Origin of the sequence: Paracoccus sp. 22332, from assembly GCF_052045125.1 — a bacterium.
Taxonomy (GTDB): Bacteria; Pseudomonadota; Alphaproteobacteria; order Rhodobacterales; family Rhodobacteraceae; genus Paracoccus; species Paracoccus haematequi_A.
This window is the reverse complement of record NZ_JBQEOI010000018.1, coordinates 20,195-40,740: the sequence shown is the minus strand read 5'-3', so window position 1 is coordinate 40,740 and position 20,546 is coordinate 20,195. Positions and strand designations below refer to the sequence as shown.

Below are 20,546 nucleotides of genomic sequence, written 5' to 3'. Positions count from 1 at the left end.
CGGCGCGGCTTTTATGGGCGGGGGGGCGAAACCGCAAGGGCGGAAAAAGGCGGCGGAAAACCGCAGCGGGTCAGAACGGCACGGAACTGCCGTCGAAGGCCCGGAAACAGCCGCTGCTGTCCGTGTCCAGCTCGGCAAAGCGCTGTATCAGCCCCGCTACCGATTGCCGCACGTCGATCTCGGCCCCCGCCCCGCCCATGTCGGTCCTGACCCAGCCGGGGTGATAGATGCCCACCGGAAGGTCCAGATCGGTCGCCAGATTGCGGCCCAGATTCAGCAGAGCGGCCTTGCTGGCGCGATAGGCATAGGATCCGCCCGGCGCGCGCTGATCCGACCCCATGGCGCTGCCGATCAGCGCGATCTTGCCCCCACCGCGCCGCAAGGCGGGCAGGCAGGCCTGGACGGTCAGAAAGGCGCCGGTGACGTTGACCGCGAAAGCCTGAGCCCAGAGTTCGGCGGTCCGCTGGGCATCCGCCGACGCCTCGTCGTTATAGATCCCGGCGTTGCACACCAGCAGGTCAAGGCTCTCGCCCTCCAGCCGGTCCCGCAGCGCATCGAAATCGGCGGGCCGCGTCACGTCCAGCCGCCATTGATCGCCCACCGGGTTGCGGTTGGCGCGGATGACGCGCCGTCCCGCCGCTTCATAGGCCAAGGCCAGCGCATGGCCGATACCCCGGCTGGCGCCCGTCACAAGGATCGTCATCAGTTCGCCTTCTGTCGGGGAATGAAGGGCAAGGGCGCCACCGGCACGCCGTCCTCGATCAGCTTGCGCGCATCCTCGATCTTCGCCTCGCCATGGATCGCGCGGCTGGGGGCGCGGCCTTCGTGCATGGCCCGTGCCTCGTCGACGAATTTCAGGCCAACGTAATCGCTGTTCGCCTCGACCTGCTGGCGCAAGGCGCGCAAGGCGGCCTCGGCAGGGCCAAGGGCCGGTTCCGAGGGCCTGACGGCGACCGAGGGCGCCATCAGGGTCTTTTCGACCTTGGCCGATCCGCAATGCGTGCAGGCAACATGACCGGCCGCCCGAGTCGTCTCGAACGCGTCGGACGAACGGAACCAGCCGTCGAAATCATGGCCCTGGTCGCAGCGCAAAGCATAGCGGATCATCAGTCGAACCTTTCCCCTTCCCTGCCTATATCGGGTCGGCGCGGCCGTCCCGCAAGTTCCCGCAGATGCGCGATCAGGGCCGCCGGATCGCCCGCGCGCACGTCCAGCACCGCGCGGGCCGCCCGCCCCATCCGGCGGGCCTGCGTCGGATCCTCCGCCAGCCGCGCCGCCTGATCGGCCAGTCCCGCCGCATCGACGGACCATGCCCCGCCCGCACCGTCCAGGGCGGCATAGGCATCGCGGAAATTGCCGACATGCGGGCCGTGCAGGATCGCGCAGCCATGGGCGGCGGGTTCCCAGGGCGTATGCCCGCCCCGGTCAGTCAGCGATCCGCCCACAAAGCAGATCCCCGCCGCCGCATACCAGCGGTCCATTTCGCCCAGTGTGTCGGCCAGCAGCACCGCGCCCCCCGTCCCGCCCTGGGATCGCCGGTCGAAGGCCAGGCCGCGCTGCGCCAGCAGGGCCGCCACCGCATCGCCGCGCGGCGGATGGCGGATGGCCAGGATCAGCCGCAGGTCGGGGCGATGCCGCCGCGCCTGCGCCCAGGCGTCCAGAACCGCCGCCTCCTCTCCCTCATGGGTCGAGGCCGCCAGCAATGTCCGGTCTCGGTCCGGTCCGGGCGGGGGCGGCACGATCCCGGCCGGGGTCAGCAGCTTCAGGTCCAGCGGCGGCAGGATGGAGGCGGCGGGCAGCCCCAATCCGCGCAGCCGCGATTCGCTGTCGGGATCCTGCGCGGACAGGGCGGCAAGCCGCCCCAGGGTCGGGCCGATCAACCCCGGCAGGCGCGCCCATCGCGCGGCGGAACGCTGCGACAGCCGCGCGCCGATCACCGCCTGGGGAATGGCGCGCGCCGCCAGGGCCTGCGACCGCAGCGGCCAGAATTCGGATTCGACCGTCACCTGCAATCGGGGCCGCACCCGGTCCAGGAACCGCGCCAGCGCCCCCGGCAGATCCAGCGGCGCCAGGCGCGCGGGCAGCCCCCAGCCCGCGGCCCTGTCCCGCCCCGTGGTGCTGTTGGCCGTCACCAGCACCCGATGCGTCTGCGCCAAGGCCGCGATGACCGGCCGGGCCGAGGTCAGTTCCCCGACCGATGCGCCGTGGACCCAGATATCGGCGGGCGCCACGGCATCCAGGGCCAGCCGCTGCCGCAGGGCCTCGGCCCCGCCCACCAGGGCGCGCAGGCGAAGAGAGGCTTCGACGACATGGGCAAGGGCGCGATAGGACATGGCTTTCCAGACAGGACGACCGTGCCGCTATACCCGACGAAGCCGCCGCCATGAAGGCCGGGCGGAACTGAAAGAATAACCCCACGTTAGCCCTGCAACCGCACAATATCCGAAGGAGGTTCTCATGAAAGGTCTTGTCGCCTGGTGGCTGGGCGTGCCCGTGATCGTCATCATCATCCTGTATCTGACGGGAATCTTCTGAGGCGAGACCCCGACCAACCTGATGAGCCGTTTCCTAGGAAGCGGCCCGTCAGGCAACTTAGATTACGTCATATTTTTTAGACTTTCAGGAATCATTCCCCGCCAGTCGCCCAAGACCGTCCATTCCGAACATCCGATCCTCAATGGAAATCCCGCGATTTCGGGATCAACCTGACATAGCGCGAATGGATCTGGGGGCGATCCGACAGGGCGCGGGCAGATCGTTCGACCCCCGACAGGGGCTGCAATTCGCCCGACAAGCGCGCTAACAGGTCGCTGCTGTCGGCCAGCCCAGGCATCCGCACCGGCTGGTCCTAGTCGATCTCTGACCTGCCACGGATCTTCCGACGATCCGGCATCTGTATCACAGGCGCCAGAGGCCGCAGGACATGAACAGACATACATGACGGCGGCAGATGTATGTTTATGTTTTGCTCCACGCCTCGCGAGATGAATCGACAATTTTCGCGCGGGACGGATGTCTGTGAATACAGTATTGAGAAAAAGAAAAACGGGCCAAGGCAGCGATGCCTAAGCCCTTGTTTCAAATGGCGGACCCGGAGCGATTCGAACGCCCGACCCCCAGATTCGTAGTCTGGTGCTCTATCCAGCTGAGCTACGGGTCCGTCGTAGGGCGGTCATGTAGCCGCCCCCTTTGCGGGATGCAAGGGGGCGCGGCGGAAAAAACGCCGGCGGCCCGATTTTATCGGCCCCCGGCCATCTGCCGCGCGGGAAGGATGGCCATGTCGCGCGGGATATGGATCATGAATTCGCTGCCCTCGGCATCGCTACGCACCAGATCCAGCCGTCCACCATGGCCGCGCACCAGATCGGCCGCGATGGTCAGGCCCAAGCCGGTGCCACCCTTGCGGGCGCTGCCCGCAAAGGGCTTGAACAGGTATTCCCGCGCCTTCTCCGGCAGACCGGGGCCGGTGTCGCCCACGCGGATCCACCAGTCGCTGTCCGTCTCGCCCGCACCGATCTCGACCGTGCCGGGCTGGCCGGTGCCTTCGATGGCCTGGCGGGCGTTTCGGGCCAGGTTCGCCAGCACGCGATACAACTGGTCGCGGTCGGCGCGGATCGTCAGGCTGGGCGGGATGTCGCACAGGAACTCGACCCTCGGGCCGTCGCCGCTGGCCAGGGTCTCGGCCTCGACCACCTCGGTCGCGAGCTGCGCGAGGTTGAACCGCGACAGCGTGGGCGCGGGCTCCTCGGCCTTGCCGAAGGCCAGGGTCGTCTCGCACAGGTTCACCGCGCGGCTGATCGAGTTCACCAGCTTCGGCGCGGCGCGCTTGACCTTGGGATCGCCGCTGTCCTCCAGCCGATCGGCGAAGATCTGCGCGGTGGTCAGGATGTTGCGCAGGTCGTGGCTGATCTTGGCGACCGCCTGGCCCAGCTGCGCCATCCGTTCCTTCTGCTTCAGCGACGACGTGACGGTCTTCTGCAAGGTCTGAAGCGCGGTTTCGGCGTCGCGAAGCTCGATCAGGCGGGCATCGGGGGTGATGATGTGGCGGGCATCCTCGGGCGCCTCGGCATAGGACACCATGTGGCTGATCACGCGGCGGATCGGCACCAGGACCAGCCGCTGCACCGCCACGTTCAGCAGGATCGCCGTCAGGATCGAGAAGGCGGCCGACAGCAGCAGCAGGCGGATGCCGAATTCGATCATGCTGGTGCGCAGGGGGGCGGTTTCCATCGTGATCTCGATCAGCTGGCCCGCCTGGTTGACCGGCGCGCCGATGACGCGGATCACCTCGTTCCGGCGGTTCAGCAGCGTGCCCAGGGCGTCGTCGATGGTTTGGACCAGCCCGTCCTCGCGCAGGTCATAGGTCTGGACGACCGGGCTGGGGATGCGCGACGACAGGACCAGCTGCCGGATGTCGTCGCGGCGCAGCACGACGTTCAGCAGCCCGGCGCTCTGCAACAGTTCGGCCTCCAGTTCGTCGGCCAGGGACTTGTCCGATGCCAGCACGGCAAGGCTGGCGATCTGGCCCCGCTCCAGCCGCGATTCGAGATAGTCCAGCCGGAAGCTGGCCAGGGCCGGAACCAGGATCAGCACTTCGGCCAGCATGACGAAGATGATCGTCAGCGCGGCGAATCGGCCAGAGATCGTATTCAGTTGCATGTAATCTTGATCGTCAGCGCCAAGTCTTGCGCGTGTTTCAGCCCGGCGGGCGGGGTTTGCACATCAAACGAATGTGATCTGTCGCAGGTTCCGGTCGCCCGATAAAGCAGTTTCCGCATGATGACCGCCTTACAGGTTGACGGGGCAGGCGGTCTGATCTATCCAGCGGGCTTCGAACAACCGGCGCGTTCGCGCGCAGGGTGGAATGTCGCCATTCCGCGCCTGCCGCCCGCAAGACCCGCCACCCGCAAGACAAGACCTCGGAGACGCACCATGAAGCGCACCTTTCAACCGTCGAACCTCGTTCGTGCGCGCCGCCACGGCTTCCGCGCCCGCATGGCCACCAGCGGCGGCCGTCGCGTGCTGAACGCCCGCCGCGCCAAGGGCCGCAAGCGCCTGTCGGCCTGATCCCTTGCGGCGGGTCCGTCCCGCCGAACAAAAGGGCCTACGACATGCCGCCCCTGCCCCATCCCGTTGCCGATGCGCGACCCCCGGATGACGGCACGGCGGCATTTCGCATGTCCGCGCCCCGGCTGTCCATGCCCGCCGTCATCGCCAAGCGCGCCGATTTCCTGGCCGCGTCGCGGGCGCTGCGCCAGGGAACGCCGGGCTTTCTGCTGCAAGCCCGTGACCGGGGCGATGGCGATCCGTTCCGCGTGGGCTTCACCTGTTCCAAGAAGATCGGCAATGCGGTGATGCGCAACCGCGCCAAGCGCCGGCTGCGGGAAATCGCCCGGTTGCATCTGCCGCAAGGCGCGCGGCCGGGCTGGGACTATGTGCTGGTGGGCCGCCCCGAGGCCACCGTCAGCCGCGATTTCGCCGCCCTGTGCCGCGATCTGGCGGGCGCGCTGCGAAAGATCCACCCGTGACGCCGCTGGCCCATCTGCTGGCGCTGCCGGTGCGGGCCTATCGGCTGGTCGCCTCGCCCTGGGTCGGGCATGGCTGCCGGTTCCAGCCGACCTGTTCGGCCTATGCCCTGGATGCGTTGGCCCGCCATGGCGCGCTGCGCGGGGGCTGGCTGGCCGCGCGCCGGATCGGGCGCTGTCATCCCTGGGGCGGGTCGGGCTATGATCCGGTGCCCGGCGCCGATCCAGACCACGAAAGGCTGTCCGATGCTGGACGACACTGACGACCTGACCGAGATTCACCCGCTGTTCGCGGGCGCGCCGTCATCCACCGAATTCCGCAAGCTGCGCAAGCGTCTGGTCCGCGAGACCCGCCAGGCGGTCGAGGATTACGGCATGATCCGCCCCGGCGACCGCTGGCTGGTCTGCCTGTCGGGCGGCAAGGACAGCTATACCCTGCTGGCGGTCCTGCACGAATTGAAGTGGCGCGGGTTGCTGCCGGTCGATCTGCTGGCCTGCAACCTGGACCAGGGACAGCCGAACTTTCCGGCCACCGTCCTGCCGAAATTCCTGACCGAGCGCGGCGTGGCGCATCGGATCGAATACCAGGACACCTATTCCATCGTCACGGACAAGATCGCGCCGGGGGGCACGATGTGTTCGCTGTGTTCGCGCCTGCGCCGGGGCAACCTGTATCGCATCGCGCGCGAGGAAGGCTGTTCGGCGGTCGTTCTGGGCCATCATCGCGACGATATCCTGGAAACCTTTTTCATGAACCTGTTCCACGGCGGCCGGCTGGCGACGATGCCGCCCAAGCTGCTGAACGAGGACGGCGACCTGACCGTGCTGCGCCCGCTGGCCTATGTGGCCGAGGCGGATTGCGAGCGGTTTTCGCGGGCGATGAACTATCCGATCATCCCTTGCGACCTCTGCGGCAGCCAAGAAGGCTTGCAGCGCGTGCAGGTGAAACGCCTGCTGGATGAATGGGAGACGCGGACGCCGGGGCGCCGCCAGGTGATGTTCCGGGCGCTGATGAACGTGCGCCCCTCGCATCTGCTGGATCCGAAGCTGTTCGATTTCGCGGGCCTGTTCCCAGGCGATCCTGCCCCGCCCAAGGGCGACGTTCCCCGGCTGCGGGACTGACCCCACCCCCTGCGCGGACCCAATTCCGCTTGACCTTTAAGCGCCCCTTCTGTTGAAGCGGCGCGACGGACGCGATGAGGCTGTAAGCATGCAAGACAACAACCGCAATCTGATCCTGGCGACGGTGCTGTCGTTCCTGGTGATCCTGGTTTGGTACACGGTCTTCGCGCCCGAGCCTCCGGTCCAGACGGAACAGCCGGTCGCGGTGGAAACCCAGACCCAGGACGTGCCGCTGGCCAATCCCGAAAGCAGCACCCTGCCCGCCGACCTGGGCGCGGCCCCCGCCGATGCCGCCCCACAGGCGGGCCGGGTCCAGATCCAGACGCCGTCGCTGTCGGGGTCGATCTCGCTGCTGGGCGGGCGCATCGACGACCTGCTGCTGACCCGCTATCGCGAGACGCTGGACGACAGTTCGCCCAATGTCCGCCTGCTGTCGCCCTCATCGCCCACCGAGGCGATCCAGACGGGCGCGGCCAAACCCTATTACGCCGTCTATGGCTGGACCCCCGGACCGGGCGTCGATCCGGCGCTTGTTCCCGGCCCCTCGACCATCTGGTCGGTGGAATCGGGCGAGACGCTGGCCCCCGGACAGCCGGTCACGCTGGCCTGGGACAACGGCGCGGGCCAGATCTTCCGGCGCACCTTCTCGGTCGACGACAACTATCTGTTCACCGTCAGCCACGCCTTGCAGAACAACGGCGACGCCGCCTTCACCGCCGCGCCCTATGGCATCATCGCCCGCCACGGCCGCCCGGATACGCAGAACTTCTTCGTGCTGCACGAAGGCGCGGTCGGGATGCATGATGGCACGCTGATCGAACTGAAATACAACAAGATCGCCGAACTGGACCCGGTGGACCGCGAAGGCCGCGCCGAAGTGACCCAGGTCCAGGCGAACGGCTGGATCGGCTTCACCGACAAATACTGGATGACCACGCTGGCCCCGGCGCCGGGCCAGGCCTTCACCTCGGTCGTGAAATATGCGGAAGGCGCGGGCATCTATCAGACCGAAGCCCGCTATCCGATGCAGACCGTCCAGCCGGGCACCCAGGTCAATGCCGACAGCTATCTCTTCGCGGGCGCGAAGGTCTGGGAAACGATCAACGCCTATCAGGAAAGCCCCGGCATCCAGGGCTTCGTGGATTCGATCGACTGGGGCTGGTTCTATTTCCTGACCAAGCCGATCTTCCGCCTGCTGCACTGGCTGCACGGCATGATCGGCAACATGGGCTGGTCGATCATCGCGCTGACCTTCGTGCTGAAGATGCTGGTCTTCCCGCTGGCGCGCAAATCCTACATCTCGATGGCGAAGATGAAGGAATTGCAGCCGCAGATGGAGGAACTGAAGAACCGCACCGGCGACGACCGCATGAAGTTCCAGAAAGAGATGATGGAGCTTTACAAGCGCGAGAAGGTGAACCCCGCCGCGGGCTGCCTGCCGGTGCTGCTGCAAATCCCGATCTTCTTCGCGCTGTACAAGGTGATCTTCGTCACCATCGAATTGCGCCATGCCCCCTGGGTGGGCTGGATCCGCGACCTTGCCGCGCCCGATCCGTCCTCGCTTCTGAACCTGTTCGGGCTGCTGCCCTTTGCCCCGCCGGCCCAAGGCACGCTGCTGCATTCGCTGTCGCTGCCCGCGCTGGCGATCGTGCTGGGCATCAGCATGTGGATCCAGCAGCGGCTGAACCCGGCCCCGGCGGATCCGGCGCAGAAGATGATCTTCGCCTGGATGCCGTGGATCTTCATGTTCATGCTGGGCGGCTTCGCATCGGGGCTGGTGCTGTACTGGATCACCAACAACCTGATCACCTGCGTGCAGCAATACACGATCATGTCGATGCACGGCCACCGGCCCGACCTGTTCGGCAACATCAAGTCCTCGCTGCCGTCGCGGCCGCGCAAGGACAGCAAGTGACCGCGCGCCTGGCCCATATCCGCCGCCACCCGATCAAGTCGGTCGGCGGCGAGGGGCTGGACCGCGTGACCCTGGCCGCCGCACGCCGCCTGCCGGGCGACCGCGAATGGGCGGTGCTGACGCAGGCGGGCGAACGCAACGCCCAGGCCAGCCAGACGGGCGGCGAACCTGACCGCTGGCTGCCGAAATCCTGCTTCGTGCGCGGTGTGCAATCGCCGCAGGTCCAGGCGATCAGCGGCGGCTGGGCCGACGGACGACTGGTGCTGCGCCAGCCCGCGCAGGCCGACCTGAGCATCGACCCGGAAACCGAGGGCGACCGGCTGGTCGACTGGCTGCGCCCGCTGTGGCCTGCCAATGCCCCCGCCCCCACCCGGCTGGTGCGCGGCGCGGGCATCTGGACCGACCAGAAATGGCCGTGGATCTCGATCCTGTCGCTGGCGAGCCTGGCCGATCTGGAAGCCCGCACCGGCCAGCCCCTGGGCATCCACCGCTGGCGCGGCAACCTGTGGGTGGACGGCTGGGCGCCCTGGGCTGAACGTGATCTGATCGGCCACGTCATCCGCATCGGCAGCGTAGAGCTGCGCGTCACCGACCAGATCGGCCGCTGCGACGCCACCACGGCCAATACGGACAGCGGGGAACGCGACATCGACATGCTGGCAACGCTGGAACGCCTTTACGGCCATACCGATTTCGGCATCTTCGCCGAGGTCGTGACCGGCGGAGAGATCGCCCTGGGCGACGCGGTGGCGGCATGAAGGTCGCCTTTCCCGTCGCCCCCGAACCGGATGCCGAAACCGCCGAGGCCGCGCGCCTGCTGTTCGCCGGGCCTGTCGATTTCCTCAAAGGCGTGGTCGCCATGGACGGTCTGCCCCCCGCCGACCGTCCCGAGGTCTGCTTCGCGGGGCGCAGCAATGTGGGCAAGTCCAGCCTCATCAACGCGCTGACCGGCCGCAAGGGGATCGCGCGGGCCTCGAACACGCCCGGCCGGACGCAAGAGATCAACTATTTCACCCTGGGCGACCGCAGCTATCTGGTCGACCTGCCCGGCTACGGCTTCGCCAAGGCGCCGGTCGCCGTGGTCGCCAAATGGCAGGCGCTGCTGAAGAACTATCTGGCGGGCCGCCCGACCCTGCGCCGCGCCTTCTGCCTGATCGATTCGCGGCATGGCGTGAAGCCGGTGGACCACGAGATCATGACGCTTCTGGACAAATCCGCCGTACCGTTCCAGGCGGTGCTGACCAAGATCGACAAGCTGGGACCGAATGCGCTCAAGCCGGTGATCGAACAGGTCGAGGCCGAATTGCAAAGGCATCCGGCCGCCTTTCCGCAGATCGTCGTCACATCGTCGGACAAGGGCCAGGGCATCGCCACGCTGCGCGCCATCATCGCGGGCCTGGACTGAACGTCTGGACTGATCCGCCGTTGCGTCCTAGGGTCCGCCCGTCAGACAGGGGCCTTCAAGGATGAGAACGCAAGACATGAACCGGGATTGGACCGCCACCGCCAGAACCCTTTCCGAGGCCCTGCCCTATCTGCAACGCTATTCCGGGGCGGTCGTGGTGGTGAAGTTCGGCGGCAACGCCATGGGCGACGACGACGCGATGGCGGAATTCGCCCGCGACATCGTGCTGATGAAACAGGTCGGCATGAATCCGGTCGTCTGCCATGGCGGCGGGCCGATGATCAACGAACTGCTGGCCAAGCTGGGCATCGAAAGCACATTCGTGCGCGGCAAGCGCGTCACCACCAAGGAAACGGTCGAGGTGGTGGAAATGGTCCTGTCCGGCCTGGTCAACAAGCGCATCGTCCAGGCGATCAACGACGCGGGCGGTCGCGCGGTGGGCATCAGCGGCAAGGACGACGACCTGATGGTCTGCGAGGCCGACGACCCCGAACTGGGCTTCGTCGGCCGCCCGGTCGAGATGAACGTCCAGATCATCCGCGACCTTTACAAGGCGGGCATGATCCCGGTGATCGCCCCGGTCGCGACCGGCATGGCCGACAACGAGACCTTCAACGTCAACGGCGACACGGCGGCGGGCGCCATCGCCGGCGCGCTGCGCGCCGACCGGCTGCTTCTCTTGACCGACGTGGCGGGCGTCAAGGACAAGAACGGCCAGGTTCTGACCCAGCTTCACCCCGACCAGGTGCGCGCCATGATTGCCGACGGCACCATCGCGGGCGGCATGATTCCCAAGACCGAAACCGCGCTGAAGGCGTTGGAGGACGGGGTGCGTGCCGTGGTGATCCTGGACGGGCGGGTTCCGAATGCCAGCCTGCTGGAACTCTTCACCGAACACGGCGCGGGCAGCCTGATCCGGTCGACCCCGCCCAGCACCCGTCCGCGTGGGCTGCGCCAGGGCGAGGCATCCCTGTAAATCCACGGCCTGCCTTGCCGAAGGCGCAGCGCCTGTGGCAGGCTGCGCCCAGAACAGGCACATGGGGGGCAGATCGCTTATGACACCGCTTGGACATCGACGGCTGATCCTGACCCGCCACGCCAAATCGGCCTGGGATGATCCGAACCTGGCCGATCACGACCGCCCGCTGAATGACCGGGGCCGCCGCTCGGCCCTGGCGCTTGGCGACTGGATGGCCTCGCGCGGATACGAGCCTGAAGAAGTGCTGTGTTCCTCGGCCGCCAGAACCCAGGAAACCTGGGCGATGATCGCCAGCGCCCCCCTGGAGGTCCGCCCGCTGCTGCGGATCGAGGCCGGGCTGTACCAGGCCGGGCCGGAAAAGATGCTGTCGATCCTGAAGACCGCGACCCAGCCCACGGTGATGATGCTGGGCCACAATCCCGGCATTTCGGAACTGGCGGCGCTTCTGCCCGCGCGCCTGCCGATGGATCCCGATTTCCGCCGCTATCCGACCGGCGCGACGCTGGTGGTCGATTTCCAGGTGGACGATTGGGCCCAGGTCGAACCCGGCCAAGGCAGCGTCATGGATTTCGTGCGCTTGGACGGACGCAACTGATTCTGCTTTATCTTCTGTGTTCAAGTATCCCACAGGGGGGCGGGGGGACGTGAAGTCCCCCGGCCTTTCTTCAATGTCCCAGGATCTGCGACAGGAACAGCTTGGTCCGCTCGGATTTCGGATTGTTGAAGAATTCCCGCGGTTCGTTCTGTTCGACGATCTGGCCCTGGTCCATGAAGATCACCCGGTTGGCAACGGCCTGGGCGAAGCCCATCTCGTGCGTGACGCACAGCATGGTCATGCCTTCCTCGGCCAGCTCGATCATCGTGTCCAGGACCTCCTTGATCATCTCGGGGTCAAGGGCGGACGTTGGCTCGTCGAAAAGCATGATCTTGGGCTGCATGCACAGCGACCGGGCGATGGCCACGCGCTGCTGCTGACCGCCGGACAACTGGCCCGGATACTTGTTCGCCTGTTCGGGGATCTTCACCTTTTCCAGGAACCGCATCGCCGTCTCCTCGGCCTGGCGGCGGGGCACCTTGCGGACCCAGATCGGCGCCAGGGTGCAGTTTTCCAGAACCGTCAGATGCGGGAACAGGTTGAAATGCTGGAACACCATGCCGACTTCGGATCGCACCTTGTCGATGTTCTTGATGTCGTTGGTCAGTTCGATCCCGTCCACGACGATATGGCCGGACTGGTGTTCCTCAAGCCGGTTGATGCAGCGGATCAGCGTCGACTTGCCGGAACCGGACGGCCCGGCGATGACGATCCGCTCGCCCCGGTGGACGGTCAGGTCGATGTCGCGCAGGACATGGAACGATCCATACCATTTGTTCATGTTGCGGATGTCGATCGCGACCTCGTCGCTGACCTGCATCTGGGTGCGGTCGATGGGGCGGGTGGTGGTATCGCTCATGGGCGGTGTCCTTACCTGTGGCCGCGGGCCAGCCGGCGTTCGAGATACATCGAATAACGCGACATGCCGAAGCAGATCAGAAAGAAGATGAAGCCGACGAAGATATACGGCTCCCAATAGATGCCTTTCCAGCTGGTGCTGGCGCGCACCGCGTCGGACATGGATTTCAGCGGGTCGTAAAGGCCGACGAAGGTCACCAGGGTGGTGTCCTTGAACATGCCGATGAAGGTGGACACGATGCCGGGGATGCTGATCTTCAGCGCCTGCGGCAGCACGATCAGCCGCTGCGCCTTCCAGTAATCCAGGCCCAGGGCGTCGGCGGCCTCGTACTGGCCCTTGGGCAGGGCGGCCAGGCCGCCGCGGATCACCTCGGCCATGTAGGCGGCCGAGAACAGCGTGACCATGATGATGACGCGCAGGATGATGTCGAAGGTCACGGTCGGCGGCAGGAAATAGTTCAGCAGCAGGGACGCCACGAACAGCAGCGCGATCAGCGGCACGCCCCGGATGAACTCGATGAAGATCACCGCCAGCGACTTGACCAGGAACATGTCGGACCGCCGCGCCAGCGCCAGCACGATCCCCAGGGGCAGCGACATGGCGATGCCCGCGACGCCGATGGTGATCGACAACAGGAACCCCCCGAACCGATCCGAGGCCACCGCCGGGATCGCCAGCGAGACCAGGCTTTCCGCGTCCGACGCGGCCTCGCCCGCGTAGAAATACCACCAGACCAGCGGCACGACCAATGCCACGACCGTCGCCAGCAGGCCCGACACCCTGCCCAAGGCCAGCCAGGCGATCCAGCCCAGCAGCGGACCGGCCAGCACCATGATCGGTCCCCAGGCCGAGCCGCCCCACAGGAACCAGACCCCCATCAGCGGATAGAGGACCGAAAAGATCAGCAGCCAGGACACATGCCGTTCGGACACCGCCAGCCCGCCGATCAGCATGACGGCGGCAAAGACCAGCCAGGCGGCGGGGGCGTTCAAGGTGACCATCAGCCACAGCGTCAGAACCGTCGCCAGTCCCAGCACGATGCGGCGGATGCCGGGCGATTCGGAAAACAGAACCGGCGCCAGCGCCAGGAACAGCAGGCCAAAGGCCATGGTCGGGCGCCAGTACAGCGCGGGCGGATAGAAGCCATAGACATACTGGTTCCAGCGTTCGCGGATCACCGCCCAACAGGCGCCCCGCGCGCCCTCGCCCCAGGTTTCGGCGATGATCTGGCGGCATTCGGACAGGCTGTTCGCGTTCCAGACGGAATGGGCGAACCAGTCCCAGAAATGGCTGACCAGGAACCAGACGATCAACACGCCGATGATCGTCAGCACCGTGTTCACCGGACCCGAGAACAGGTTCTGCCGCAGCCAGTGGACCGCGCCGGCCTCGCGCGCCGGGGGATCGGACGGGGGCAGCATGGTGTCGCGGACGAAGGGCACGGTCTGGGCGTGGGTGTCGCTCATCTCACCGCTCCTTCAGTTTGACGCGGGCGTTGAACAGGTTCATCCCGGCCGAGATGATCAGGCTGAGAACCAGATAGACGCCCATCATCAGCACGATGGATTCCAGTTCCCGCCCCGTCTGGTTCAGCGTCGTGCCGCCCAGCGTGCCCTTGATGTCCATATAGCCCACGGCGATCGCCAGAGAGCTGTTCTTCATCAGGTTCAGATATTGCGAGATCAGCGGCGGAATGATCACCCGCAGCGCCTGCGGCAGGATCACCAGGCTCATGGTCCGGCGCGGGCGCAGGCCCAGGGCGAAGGCGGCCTCGGATTGGCCGCGATTGACCGCCAGGATCCCGGCGCGGACGATTTCCGCGATGAAGGCGCCGGTATACAGCGTCAGCGCCAGCCACAGCGCGACCAGTCCGTTCTGGACGTTGATGCCGCCCGAGAAGTTGAAGCCGCGTAGTTCCGGGGTTTCGAAATGCAGGCCGAAATACCAGATCAGCAGCAGCGACGGCACGGTCATGACCGCAAGGCTGGCCCACCAGGTCGTCGGGCGGCCGCCGGTCTGGTCCTGCACGCGCTGCGCCCAGTCCCGGATCATGCGTCGGGCGATCCACCCGGCGATCAGCACCACGACAAAGGCGATGGTCGCCCAGTTGAAGGTGATCCGCGCGCCCAGATCCAGGCTGCCGGGATCGTTGGTCATCGCCAGCGTGGGGATCGCGGTATAGCGGTTGGTCAGCGCCACATGGTCGAACAGGATCATGCTGGCCGCCGGATCGTCGCCGCGAAAGGCGTTGGGCGGCGGCATCACTTCGGTGAAGACGGCAAAGACGATCAGAATCCACAGCAGCAGGGGAACGTTGCGGAACGCCTCGACATAGACGGTCATCAGCCGCGCGATCAGCCAGTTGTTCGACAGCCGCGCGACCCCGGCGACGATGCCGACGAAGGTGGCGGCGATGCAGCCCAGGATCGACACGATCAGCGTGTTCAGCAGGCCCACGAAGGCCGCGCGCAGATGCGTATCGTCCGAGGTATAGGGAATCGGCGTCTGCGGGATGTCGTATCCCGCCCGCTGCCACAGGAAGCCGAAATTGAAATCCTTGCCCAGGGCCGCCAGGTTGCGGATCGTGTTGTTGACCAGCCACCAGGCCAGGGCCATCACCAGGATGAAGACGATCACCTGGAAGGTCATGGATCGATAGCGCCGATCGTAGATCAGCATACTGGGCCGGAACGGCGGATTACCCGGCGCTGACATGTCCGTCATTCGATTTTACCCCTGTAGCCGGTCATGCCTTTGCGGCGTTTCGTGCGACCGGTCTTTTCATTATGGGAAAGGGGCGCGATTGCGCCCCCTTCGGTCTTGTGCAGATCTTAGCGGAAGGGCATCGCGTACATCAGGCCGCCCTGGGTCCATTGCGCGTTCAGGCCGCGCGCCAGACCAATCGGGGTCTGTTCGCCGATATTGGCCGCGAAAATCTCGCCATAGTTGCCGCTGGCCATGATGGCGCGCTTGGCCCATTCCTTGTCCAGTCCGATCATCGCGCCCAGATCGTCGGTGACGCCCAGCAGACGCTGAACCTCGGGGTTCTGGGACGAGCTGGTCAGTTCCTCGATATTGGCCGAAGTGATGCCGTATTCCTCGGCCGCGATCAGCGCGTACAACGTCCAGCGCACGATATCGCCCCAGTTGTTGTCGCCGTGGCGCACCGCAGGCCCCAACGGTTCCTTGGAGATGATCTCGGGCAGGATGATGTGGTTTTCCGGGTCGGCGAAGGCCGCGCGGGTGGCGGCCAGGCCGGATGCGTCGGTCGTATAGGCGTCGCAGGCGCCGGCCATGTATTGCTGCTCGCCCTCGGCGTTGCTGTCGATGTTGACGGGCTGATAGGTCATGTTGTTGGCCTTGAAGTAATCGGCCAGGTTCAGTTCCGTCGTGGTGCCGGTCTGGATGCAGACGGTCGCGCCTTCCAGTTCCTTGGCCGAGGTCACGCCCAGATCCTTGCGCACCATGAAGCCTTGGCCGTCATAGTAATTGACGCCGATGAAATCCAGCTTCAGGTCGGTGTCGCGCGAAAACGTCCAGGTCGAGTTCCGGGCCAGCAGGTCCACCTCGCCCGAGGACAGCGCGGTAAAGCGCGTCTGGCCGGTGGTGGGGACGTATTTCACCTTGCTTGCATCGCCCAGCACGGCGGCGGCGACGGCCTTGCAGATATCGACATCGAAGCCCGTCCAGTTGCCGTTCGCATCCGGCGCCGCGAAGCCGACAAGGCCGGTGTTCACGCCGCAGTTCAGCTCGCCACGCGCCTTCACGTCGGCCAGCGTGTCGGCCATGCCGGCCCCCGCCATCAGCGTGGCGGCGGCGACGGTGCCCAGAAATACCGAAGTCTTCATGTCTACCCCTTTGTTGGTTGCCGTCCCGGCCCCGCCCGGACGTCACCCGGACCTTTGCGGCCGAGCCTTCGCGAAAGCCCCCGGAAGGGGCATCCCATAGGCGACATAGTGCCGATCCTTCCCGATGCGTCAAGCGTGACGCCCGGCGGACGGGCACATTCAACCCGTGCGCGACAGGCGCCACAGCCGTTCGGCGTCCAGCATCGCCGCCCTGCGGCTTTCGGCGGCAAGGCGCGCCTCGTCGTCCTGGCCCCATTGCTCGGCCTGGAAATCCTCGTCGATGCGGGACAGGCGGAAGGCCGTATCCGCGTCGATCCGGCCCCGGATGACGGCCAGGCCCAGGACCAGCGAACCGGGCAGCGTCACAAGATCGTGCAGCGCGGTCAGGCCGAAAGCGTCCAGTACGGCGACATGGCCGTGCAGCCGGGTCAGGGCTTCAGGGTCCTGGGCGATGGGGATGACGCCGTGGGTGATGCGCAGGGGCGCGCGCAGATCGGTCGCTGCCCAGTCGACCAGCGGATCCCACCCCTCGGCCTGGCGCCGCGCCAGTTCCGCAGGCTGGTCCGCGCGATAGGACAAAAGATCGGTGCCGCTATAATCGGCAAGCATGCCCGCGACATCGGCAAACTGAGGCGTCACCTTTTCGATGGCGGAATTGGCGGCGCGCGTCAGCGGCATGGTGTTCGGATCGATCACATCCGCCTGCGCGTCCCATTCCGCCGCCACAGCCGCGGCCAGGGCCGCGGTCGGCAGCAGCAGCGGCAGCTTGCCAGGGGTGCGCAAGGGGCGGTCGTCCAGCGCGATCCCGAACCCCTTGTCGGCGGGCCGAACCGAAGCCGCCTTCCAGAACCGCCGCGCTTTCCATTCGCTCATGCCGCCCACCTTGCCACTGCCTGGCCCAAATCCGTGAAATCGTCCGCCACCAGCACCGCGCCCGAGGCCGCCAGCCGGTCGCGGGCGTGATAGCCCCAGCCAACGCCGAACGCCGCCATTCCCGCCGCCCGCGCCATGTCCATGTCGAAGCTGGTATCGCCGATCATCACCGCGTCCCCGGCCGCCACGCCGGTCTCGGCCAGCGCGGCCAGAAGCATGGACGGATGGGGTTTCGACGGGTGGTCATCCGCCGTCTGAAGGCTGACGAACCGGCCTTCCAGCCCATGCGCGGCGATCATCGCCGCCAGCCCGCGCCGCGACTTGCCCGTGGCCACCGCCAGCAGCAGGTCGTCGCGCGCGGCAAGCCCGTCCAGGCAGGCCAGCGCACCGGGATACAGGGGCGCGGCCTGGGCCAGCCGCGCCTGCATGAAGGCCCTGCGATAGGCATCGGCAATCAGCGCCTGGGTCGCGGCATCCTGGCCGGGGGCCAGATGCGCCACCGCCACCGGCAGCGACAGGCCGACGATCTGCAACACCGCGTCGCGCGGCAGCGGGGTCAGCCCGGCCGCCTGGAATGCCACCGTCATGGCGCCGTGGATATGGTGCTGGCTGTCGACCAGCGTGCCGTCGACATCGAAGACGACCAGCTTCATTCGACATCCGCGAAAGGATCGTCCGGCACGTCGTTTTCATGCCATCCCAGCGTCTTCCAGGTCCGCGCCATGTGGTCGGGCAAGGGCGCGGTCAGGGTGATGCGCTTCTTGGTGATCGGATGGTCGAAGGACAGGCTGCGGGCGTGCAGGTGCAGCTTCTTGCTGATCTCTCCGCCCAGTTGCGCGCCCCAGCCGTCGCCCAGGTTTTCCTGCCCCGAGCCGCCATATTTGCCGTCGCCGACGATGGGATGGCCCAGTTCGGCCATATGCGCGCGCAACTGATGGGTCCGCCCGGTGATCGGCACCAGGGCGCACCAGCTGGCCCGCGTGCCAAGGGCATCCAGCACGGCATAATCGGTGGTGGCGCGCTTCGCGCCCTCGGTCGCGTCGATGTCGCGGGGGTGGACGGCGATCATCTTTTCATTGTCGCCGCGCCCGCCCCCGCCCTTGACCAGGCCGAAACGGATCGTGCCCATGCGCGGATGCGGCACGCCCGCCACCGCCGCCCAATAGATCTTGCGGGTGGTGCGGGACCGGAACGCCTCGGACAAGGCCCGCGCGATGCGGTCGGTGCGCGCCAGCAGCAGCACCCCGGACGTATCCTTGTCCAGCCGATGGACCAGCTTGGGCCGGTCCTTGTAGCCGAACATCAGCGCCGTGGTCAGCCCGTCCACATGCCGGTCGCCCTGCCCGCTGCCGCCCTGGCTGGGCAGGCCCGGAGGCTTGTTGAGCGCGATGATATGGTCGTCCTTCCACAGCACGGCGGCCTGGATCATCTGCTGATCGCCGTCCGACACGCGCGGACCCAGCGGGCGGCTGGCGCGCGCGGGCGCAGGGGCTGTATCGGGCAGCGGCGGGATGCGAACCTCCTGCCCGGCCTCGATCCGGGTCGCAGGCTTCACCCGCCCGCCGTCGATGCGCAACTGACCCGTGCGGCACAGCTTCTCGATGGCGATCTGTCCCAGTTGCGGGAACTTCTTCTTCAGCCAGCGGTCAAGGCGCTGATCGCCTTCATCCTCGCCGACGCGGATGGTCTGGACGCCGCTCATGCGAAAATCCCCCGGCCAATGGCCATGCCCGCAAAGACCGCCCCCAGCGACAGCAGCACCGATCCCGCGACATACAGCGCCGCCGAGGCCGCCTGCCCGCGTTCCCACAGGGTCAGCGCGTCCAGCGAAAAGGCCGAAAAGGTCGTGAAGCCGCCCAGGACGCCGGTCAGCAGAAGGGGCGCCCAAGCCCCGCCGCGCACCGTCAGCACCACGGCCAGCAGGCCCATGATCAGGCTGCCCGCGACATTGACGGCGATCGTCGCCAGCGGAAAGCCTTGCACGGGCATCGCGCGATACACGCCAAGGCGCGCCGCCGAACCGATGGCGCCGCCAAGGGCGACCTGAAGATATGGGTTCATCATGGGCCGGTCCTGTGCCGGGACGCGCGCAAAGTCAACCGCCGCGCTTCAGCCGCTGCGACACGAACCAGTCCAGCCGCTTCTTCAGTTCCCGTTCGAAGCCGCGTTCGACCGGGACATACAGAACCGGGCGCTTCATGCCGTCGGGGAAATAGTTCTGGCCGGAAAAGCCGTCCTCGGCGTCGTGGTCATAGGCGTAACCCGCGCCATAGCCCTGTTCCTTCATCATCTTGGTGGGCGCGTTCAGGATATGGGCAGGCGGCATCAGACTGCCGGTACGCCGCGCTTCGGCTCGGGCGGCCTTGTAGGCGACGTATCCGGCATTCGACTTCGGCGCCAACGCCAGATAGATCACCGCCTGCGCCAAGGCCAGCTCGCCCTCCGGCGATCCCAGCCGTTCGTACAGCGCCCAGGCATCCAGGCAGTGCCGCTGCGCCGCCGGGTCGGCAAGGCCGATATCCTCGACCGCCATGCGGGTGATGCGGCGGGCGAGGTATCGCGGATCCTCGCCCCCCTCCAGCATCCGGCCCAACCAGTACAGCGCCGCGTCGGGGTCCGATCCGCGCACCGATTTGTGCAGGGCGGAAATCAGGTTGTAATGCTCGTCGCCCGACTTGTCGTATTTCGCCGCCCGCCGCATCAGCCGCTGCGCCATGGCGGGCTGGTCGATCGGCTTGTCGGTCTTCCAGGCCGCCACCTGCTCGATCAGGTTCAGGGCGGCGCGGCCGTCGCCATCGGCCATCTCCAGCAGCGCCTCGCGCGCCTCGGCCGTCAGGGGCAGCTTGCGGCCCAGTTCCCGTTCGGCGCGTTGCGCCATCAGTTCCAGATCGCGCAGCGACAGACGTTCCAGCACGACGACCTGGGCCCGCGACATCAGGGCGGCGTTCAGTTCGAAAGAGGGATTTTCGGTCGTCGCACCGACCAGAAGGATCGTCCCGTCCTCCATATAGGGCAGGAAACTGTCCTGCTGCGCCTTGTTGAAGCGGTGGATCTCGTCCACGAACAGCAGTGTGCCGCGCCCTTGGCTGCGGCGCAGCTTCGCGGCCTCGAACACCTTGCGCAGTTCGGGGACGCCGGAAAAGATCGCGCTGATCTGCACGAAGGCCAGGTCGGTCTCGTCCGCCAGCAGGCGGGCGATGGTGGTCTTGCCGACGCCCGGCGGACCCCACAGGATCAGCGACGACAGGCTGCCCGAACCCAGCATCGACCCCAGCGGCCCGTCCGGGCCAAGCACCTTGTCCTGACCGATCACATCGCCCATGCGCACGGGGCGGATGCGGTCGGCCAAGGGTCGCACCGCCGGGGAGGGCGGCGGATCGGACAAGGGGCTGGCGTCGAACAGGTCGGGCATGATGCCGTCAATG

At 66.8% G+C, this 20,546-nt stretch carries 23 protein-coding genes and 1 tRNA gene; 9 read left to right on the top strand and 15 right to left on the bottom strand.

Going from position 1 to position 20,546, the window contains the following annotated elements:
- Nucleotides 1–70: 70 nt before the first annotated feature.
- The 6 genes from ACTJI6_RS15940 to ACTJI6_RS15915 all read right to left on the bottom strand — a co-directional run bounded on the left by ACTJI6_RS15940 (nt 71) and on the right by ACTJI6_RS15915 (nt 4,659).
- A complete protein-coding gene (locus ACTJI6_RS15940; protein WP_440802023.1) occupies nt 71–703 on the bottom strand; it encodes an SDR family NAD(P)-dependent oxidoreductase in 633 nt (210 codons plus the stop codon).
- Nucleotides 703–1,107 (bottom strand): DUF1178 family protein, encoded by a 405-nt coding sequence (locus tag ACTJI6_RS15935; RefSeq protein WP_440802021.1) that lies wholly within the window; start codon nt 1,105–1,107, stop codon nt 703–705. The genes ACTJI6_RS15940 and ACTJI6_RS15935 overlap by 1 nt, the downstream gene beginning before the upstream one ends.
- Nucleotides 1,107–2,333 carry a 3-deoxy-D-manno-octulosonic acid transferase gene (locus tag ACTJI6_RS15930; RefSeq protein ID WP_440802019.1) on the bottom strand — a complete coding sequence of 409 codons (1,227 nt, stop codon included), beginning with the start codon at nt 2,331–2,333 and terminating at the stop codon, nt 1,107–1,109. Before ACTJI6_RS15930 ends, ACTJI6_RS15935 begins: the two co-directional genes overlap by 1 nt.
- A gap of 341 nt (nt 2,334–2,674) precedes the next feature.
- Nucleotides 2,675–2,839 (bottom strand): hypothetical protein, encoded by a 165-nt coding sequence (locus ACTJI6_RS15925; protein WP_440802017.1) that lies wholly within the window; start codon nt 2,837–2,839, stop codon nt 2,675–2,677.
- A 244-nt stretch (nt 2,840–3,083) separates the two neighbouring features.
- A tRNA-Arg gene (locus ACTJI6_RS15920) sits at nt 3,084–3,160 on the bottom strand.
- A 77-nt stretch (nt 3,161–3,237) separates the two neighbouring features.
- Nucleotides 3,238–4,659: a sensor histidine kinase gene (locus tag ACTJI6_RS15915; protein ID WP_126156038.1), complete on the bottom strand. Its 1,422-nt coding sequence runs from the start codon at nt 4,657–4,659 to the stop codon at nt 3,238–3,240.
- A 273-nt stretch (nt 4,660–4,932) separates the two neighbouring features.
- Here ACTJI6_RS15915 and rpmH point away from each other — a divergent pair, with 273 nt between their 5' ends.
- The 9 genes from rpmH to ACTJI6_RS15870 all read left to right on the top strand — a co-directional run bounded on the left by rpmH (nt 4,933) and on the right by ACTJI6_RS15870 (nt 11,541).
- Nucleotides 4,933–5,067: a 50S ribosomal protein L34 gene (gene rpmH, locus ACTJI6_RS15910; RefSeq protein WP_126156037.1), complete on the top strand. Its 135-nt coding sequence runs from the start codon at nt 4,933–4,935 to the stop codon at nt 5,065–5,067.
- 110 nt (nt 5,068–5,177) lie between these two features.
- A complete protein-coding gene (gene rnpA, locus ACTJI6_RS15905; RefSeq protein ID WP_440802044.1) occupies nt 5,178–5,528 on the top strand; it encodes a ribonuclease P protein component in 351 nt (116 codons plus the stop codon).
- A complete protein-coding gene (gene yidD / locus ACTJI6_RS15900) occupies nt 5,525–5,788 on the top strand; it encodes a membrane protein insertion efficiency factor YidD (RefSeq protein WP_440802016.1) in 264 nt (87 codons plus the stop codon). Before rnpA ends, yidD begins: the two co-directional genes overlap by 4 nt.
- Nucleotides 5,772–6,647, top strand: coding sequence for a tRNA 2-thiocytidine(32) synthetase TtcA (ttcA, locus tag ACTJI6_RS15895; protein WP_440802014.1), 876 nt, complete (start codon nt 5,772–5,774; stop codon nt 6,645–6,647). The genes yidD and ttcA overlap by 17 nt, the downstream gene beginning before the upstream one ends.
- 88 nt (nt 6,648–6,735) lie before the next feature.
- Entirely contained in the window at nt 6,736–8,562 is a 1,827-nt protein-coding gene (gene yidC, locus ACTJI6_RS15890; protein ID WP_126156034.1) for a membrane protein insertase YidC, read from the top strand.
- Entirely contained in the window at nt 8,559–9,320 is a 762-nt protein-coding gene (locus ACTJI6_RS15885; protein ID WP_440802012.1) for an MOSC domain-containing protein, read from the top strand. Before yidC ends, ACTJI6_RS15885 begins: the two co-directional genes overlap by 4 nt.
- Complete coding sequence (yihA, locus tag ACTJI6_RS15880) at nt 9,317–9,967, top strand: ribosome biogenesis GTP-binding protein YihA/YsxC (protein ID WP_440802011.1); 651 nt, start codon at nt 9,317–9,319, stop codon at nt 9,965–9,967. Before ACTJI6_RS15885 ends, yihA begins: the two co-directional genes overlap by 4 nt.
- A 76-nt stretch (nt 9,968–10,043) precedes the next feature.
- Nucleotides 10,044–10,943, top strand: coding sequence for an acetylglutamate kinase (argB, locus tag ACTJI6_RS15875; RefSeq protein WP_164555313.1), 900 nt, complete (start codon nt 10,044–10,046; stop codon nt 10,941–10,943).
- Nucleotides 10,944–11,022: 79 nt separating this feature from the next.
- On the top strand, nt 11,023–11,541 hold the full coding sequence (locus tag ACTJI6_RS15870) for a SixA phosphatase family protein (RefSeq protein ID WP_126156030.1): 519 nt from the start codon (nt 11,023–11,025) through the stop codon (nt 11,539–11,541).
- Between the two features lie 70 nt (nt 11,542–11,611).
- On the opposite strand, the gene ACTJI6_RS15865 is transcribed toward ACTJI6_RS15870, so the two are convergent.
- From ACTJI6_RS15865 to ACTJI6_RS15825, 9 genes are all read right to left on the bottom strand, one after another.
- The gene (locus ACTJI6_RS15865) at nt 11,612–12,400 is read right to left on the bottom strand and encodes an amino acid ABC transporter ATP-binding protein (protein ID WP_126156029.1); all 789 of its coding nucleotides are present in this window, start codon (nt 12,398–12,400) and stop codon (nt 11,612–11,614) included.
- 11 nt (nt 12,401–12,411) lie between these two features.
- Complete coding sequence (locus ACTJI6_RS15860; protein ID WP_440802008.1) at nt 12,412–13,866, bottom strand: amino acid ABC transporter permease; 1,455 nt, start codon at nt 13,864–13,866, stop codon at nt 12,412–12,414.
- Between the two features lies 1 nt (nt 13,867).
- Entirely contained in the window at nt 13,868–15,124 is a 1,257-nt protein-coding gene (locus ACTJI6_RS15855; RefSeq protein ID WP_440802006.1) for an amino acid ABC transporter permease, read from the bottom strand.
- Nucleotides 15,125–15,231: 107 nt separating this feature from the next.
- Nucleotides 15,232–16,248 carry an amino acid ABC transporter substrate-binding protein gene (locus ACTJI6_RS15850; RefSeq protein WP_126156026.1) on the bottom strand — a complete coding sequence of 339 codons (1,017 nt, stop codon included), beginning with the start codon at nt 16,246–16,248 and terminating at the stop codon, nt 15,232–15,234.
- A 159-nt stretch (nt 16,249–16,407) separates the two neighbouring features.
- Nucleotides 16,408–17,121: an ATP12 family chaperone protein gene (locus tag ACTJI6_RS15845; protein WP_440802004.1), complete on the bottom strand. Its 714-nt coding sequence runs from the start codon at nt 17,119–17,121 to the stop codon at nt 16,408–16,410.
- Complete coding sequence (locus tag ACTJI6_RS15840) at nt 17,118–17,774, bottom strand: HAD-IA family hydrolase (protein WP_440802002.1); 657 nt, start codon at nt 17,772–17,774, stop codon at nt 17,118–17,120. The genes ACTJI6_RS15845 and ACTJI6_RS15840 overlap by 4 nt, the downstream gene beginning before the upstream one ends.
- On the bottom strand, nt 17,771–18,823 hold the full coding sequence (locus ACTJI6_RS15835) for an RluA family pseudouridine synthase (RefSeq protein ID WP_440802001.1): 1,053 nt from the start codon (nt 18,821–18,823) through the stop codon (nt 17,771–17,773). Before ACTJI6_RS15835 ends, ACTJI6_RS15840 begins: the two co-directional genes overlap by 4 nt.
- Nucleotides 18,820–19,185 carry a fluoride efflux transporter CrcB gene (gene crcB, locus ACTJI6_RS15830; RefSeq protein ID WP_126156022.1) on the bottom strand — a complete coding sequence of 122 codons (366 nt, stop codon included), beginning with the start codon at nt 19,183–19,185 and terminating at the stop codon, nt 18,820–18,822. The genes ACTJI6_RS15835 and crcB overlap by 4 nt, the downstream gene beginning before the upstream one ends.
- Before the next feature lie 31 nt (nt 19,186–19,216).
- Nucleotides 19,217–20,533, bottom strand: a complete 1,317-nt coding sequence (locus ACTJI6_RS15825) for a replication-associated recombination protein A (RefSeq protein ID WP_126156021.1) — start codon at nt 20,531–20,533, stop codon at nt 19,217–19,219.
- Between the last annotated feature and the right edge of the window lie 13 nt (nt 20,534–20,546).

Excerpts from the sequence above, each read along its gene's own strand:
- ACTJI6_RS15940 (WP_440802023.1), bottom strand. The coding sequence starts at position 703 with ATGACGATCCTTGTGACGGGCGCCAGCCGGGGTATCGGCCATGCGCTG.
- ACTJI6_RS15935 (WP_440802021.1), bottom strand. The coding sequence starts at position 1,107 with ATGATCCGCTATGCTTTGCGCTGCGACCAGGGCCATGATTTCGACGGC.
- ACTJI6_RS15930 (WP_440802019.1), bottom strand. The coding sequence starts at position 2,333 with ATGTCCTATCGCGCCCTTGCCCATGTCGTCGAAGCCTCTCTTCGCCTG.
- ACTJI6_RS15915 (WP_126156038.1), bottom strand. The coding sequence starts at position 4,659 with ATGCAACTGAATACGATCTCTGGCCGATTCGCCGCGCTGACGATCATC.
- rpmH (WP_126156037.1), top strand. The coding sequence starts at position 4,933 with ATGAAGCGCACCTTTCAACCGTCGAACCTCGTTCGTGCGCGCCGCCAC.
- rnpA (WP_440802044.1), top strand. The coding sequence starts at position 5,178 with ATGTCCGCGCCCCGGCTGTCCATGCCCGCCGTCATCGCCAAGCGCGCC.
- ttcA (WP_440802014.1), top strand. The coding sequence starts at position 5,772 with ATGCTGGACGACACTGACGACCTGACCGAGATTCACCCGCTGTTCGCG.
- yidC (WP_126156034.1), top strand. The coding sequence starts at position 6,736 with ATGCAAGACAACAACCGCAATCTGATCCTGGCGACGGTGCTGTCGTTC.
- yihA (WP_440802011.1), top strand. The coding sequence starts at position 9,317 with ATGAAGGTCGCCTTTCCCGTCGCCCCCGAACCGGATGCCGAAACCGCC.
- argB (WP_164555313.1), top strand. The coding sequence starts at position 10,044 with ATGAACCGGGATTGGACCGCCACCGCCAGAACCCTTTCCGAGGCCCTG.
- ACTJI6_RS15870 (WP_126156030.1), top strand. The coding sequence starts at position 11,023 with ATGACACCGCTTGGACATCGACGGCTGATCCTGACCCGCCACGCCAAA.
- ACTJI6_RS15865 (WP_126156029.1), bottom strand. The coding sequence starts at position 12,400 with ATGAGCGATACCACCACCCGCCCCATCGACCGCACCCAGATGCAGGTC.
- ACTJI6_RS15860 (WP_440802008.1), bottom strand. The coding sequence starts at position 13,866 with ATGAGCGACACCCACGCCCAGACCGTGCCCTTCGTCCGCGACACCATG.
- ACTJI6_RS15855 (WP_440802006.1), bottom strand. The coding sequence starts at position 15,124 with ATGACGGACATGTCAGCGCCGGGTAATCCGCCGTTCCGGCCCAGTATG.
- ACTJI6_RS15850 (WP_126156026.1), bottom strand. The coding sequence starts at position 16,248 with ATGAAGACTTCGGTATTTCTGGGCACCGTCGCCGCCGCCACGCTGATG.
- ACTJI6_RS15845 (WP_440802004.1), bottom strand. The coding sequence starts at position 17,121 with ATGAGCGAATGGAAAGCGCGGCGGTTCTGGAAGGCGGCTTCGGTTCGG.
- ACTJI6_RS15840 (WP_440802002.1), bottom strand. The coding sequence starts at position 17,774 with ATGAAGCTGGTCGTCTTCGATGTCGACGGCACGCTGGTCGACAGCCAG.
- ACTJI6_RS15835 (WP_440802001.1), bottom strand. The coding sequence starts at position 18,823 with ATGAGCGGCGTCCAGACCATCCGCGTCGGCGAGGATGAAGGCGATCAG.
- crcB (WP_126156022.1), bottom strand. The coding sequence starts at position 19,185 with ATGATGAACCCATATCTTCAGGTCGCCCTTGGCGGCGCCATCGGTTCG.
- ACTJI6_RS15825 (WP_126156021.1), bottom strand. The coding sequence starts at position 20,533 with ATGCCCGACCTGTTCGACGCCAGCCCCTTGTCCGATCCGCCGCCCTCC.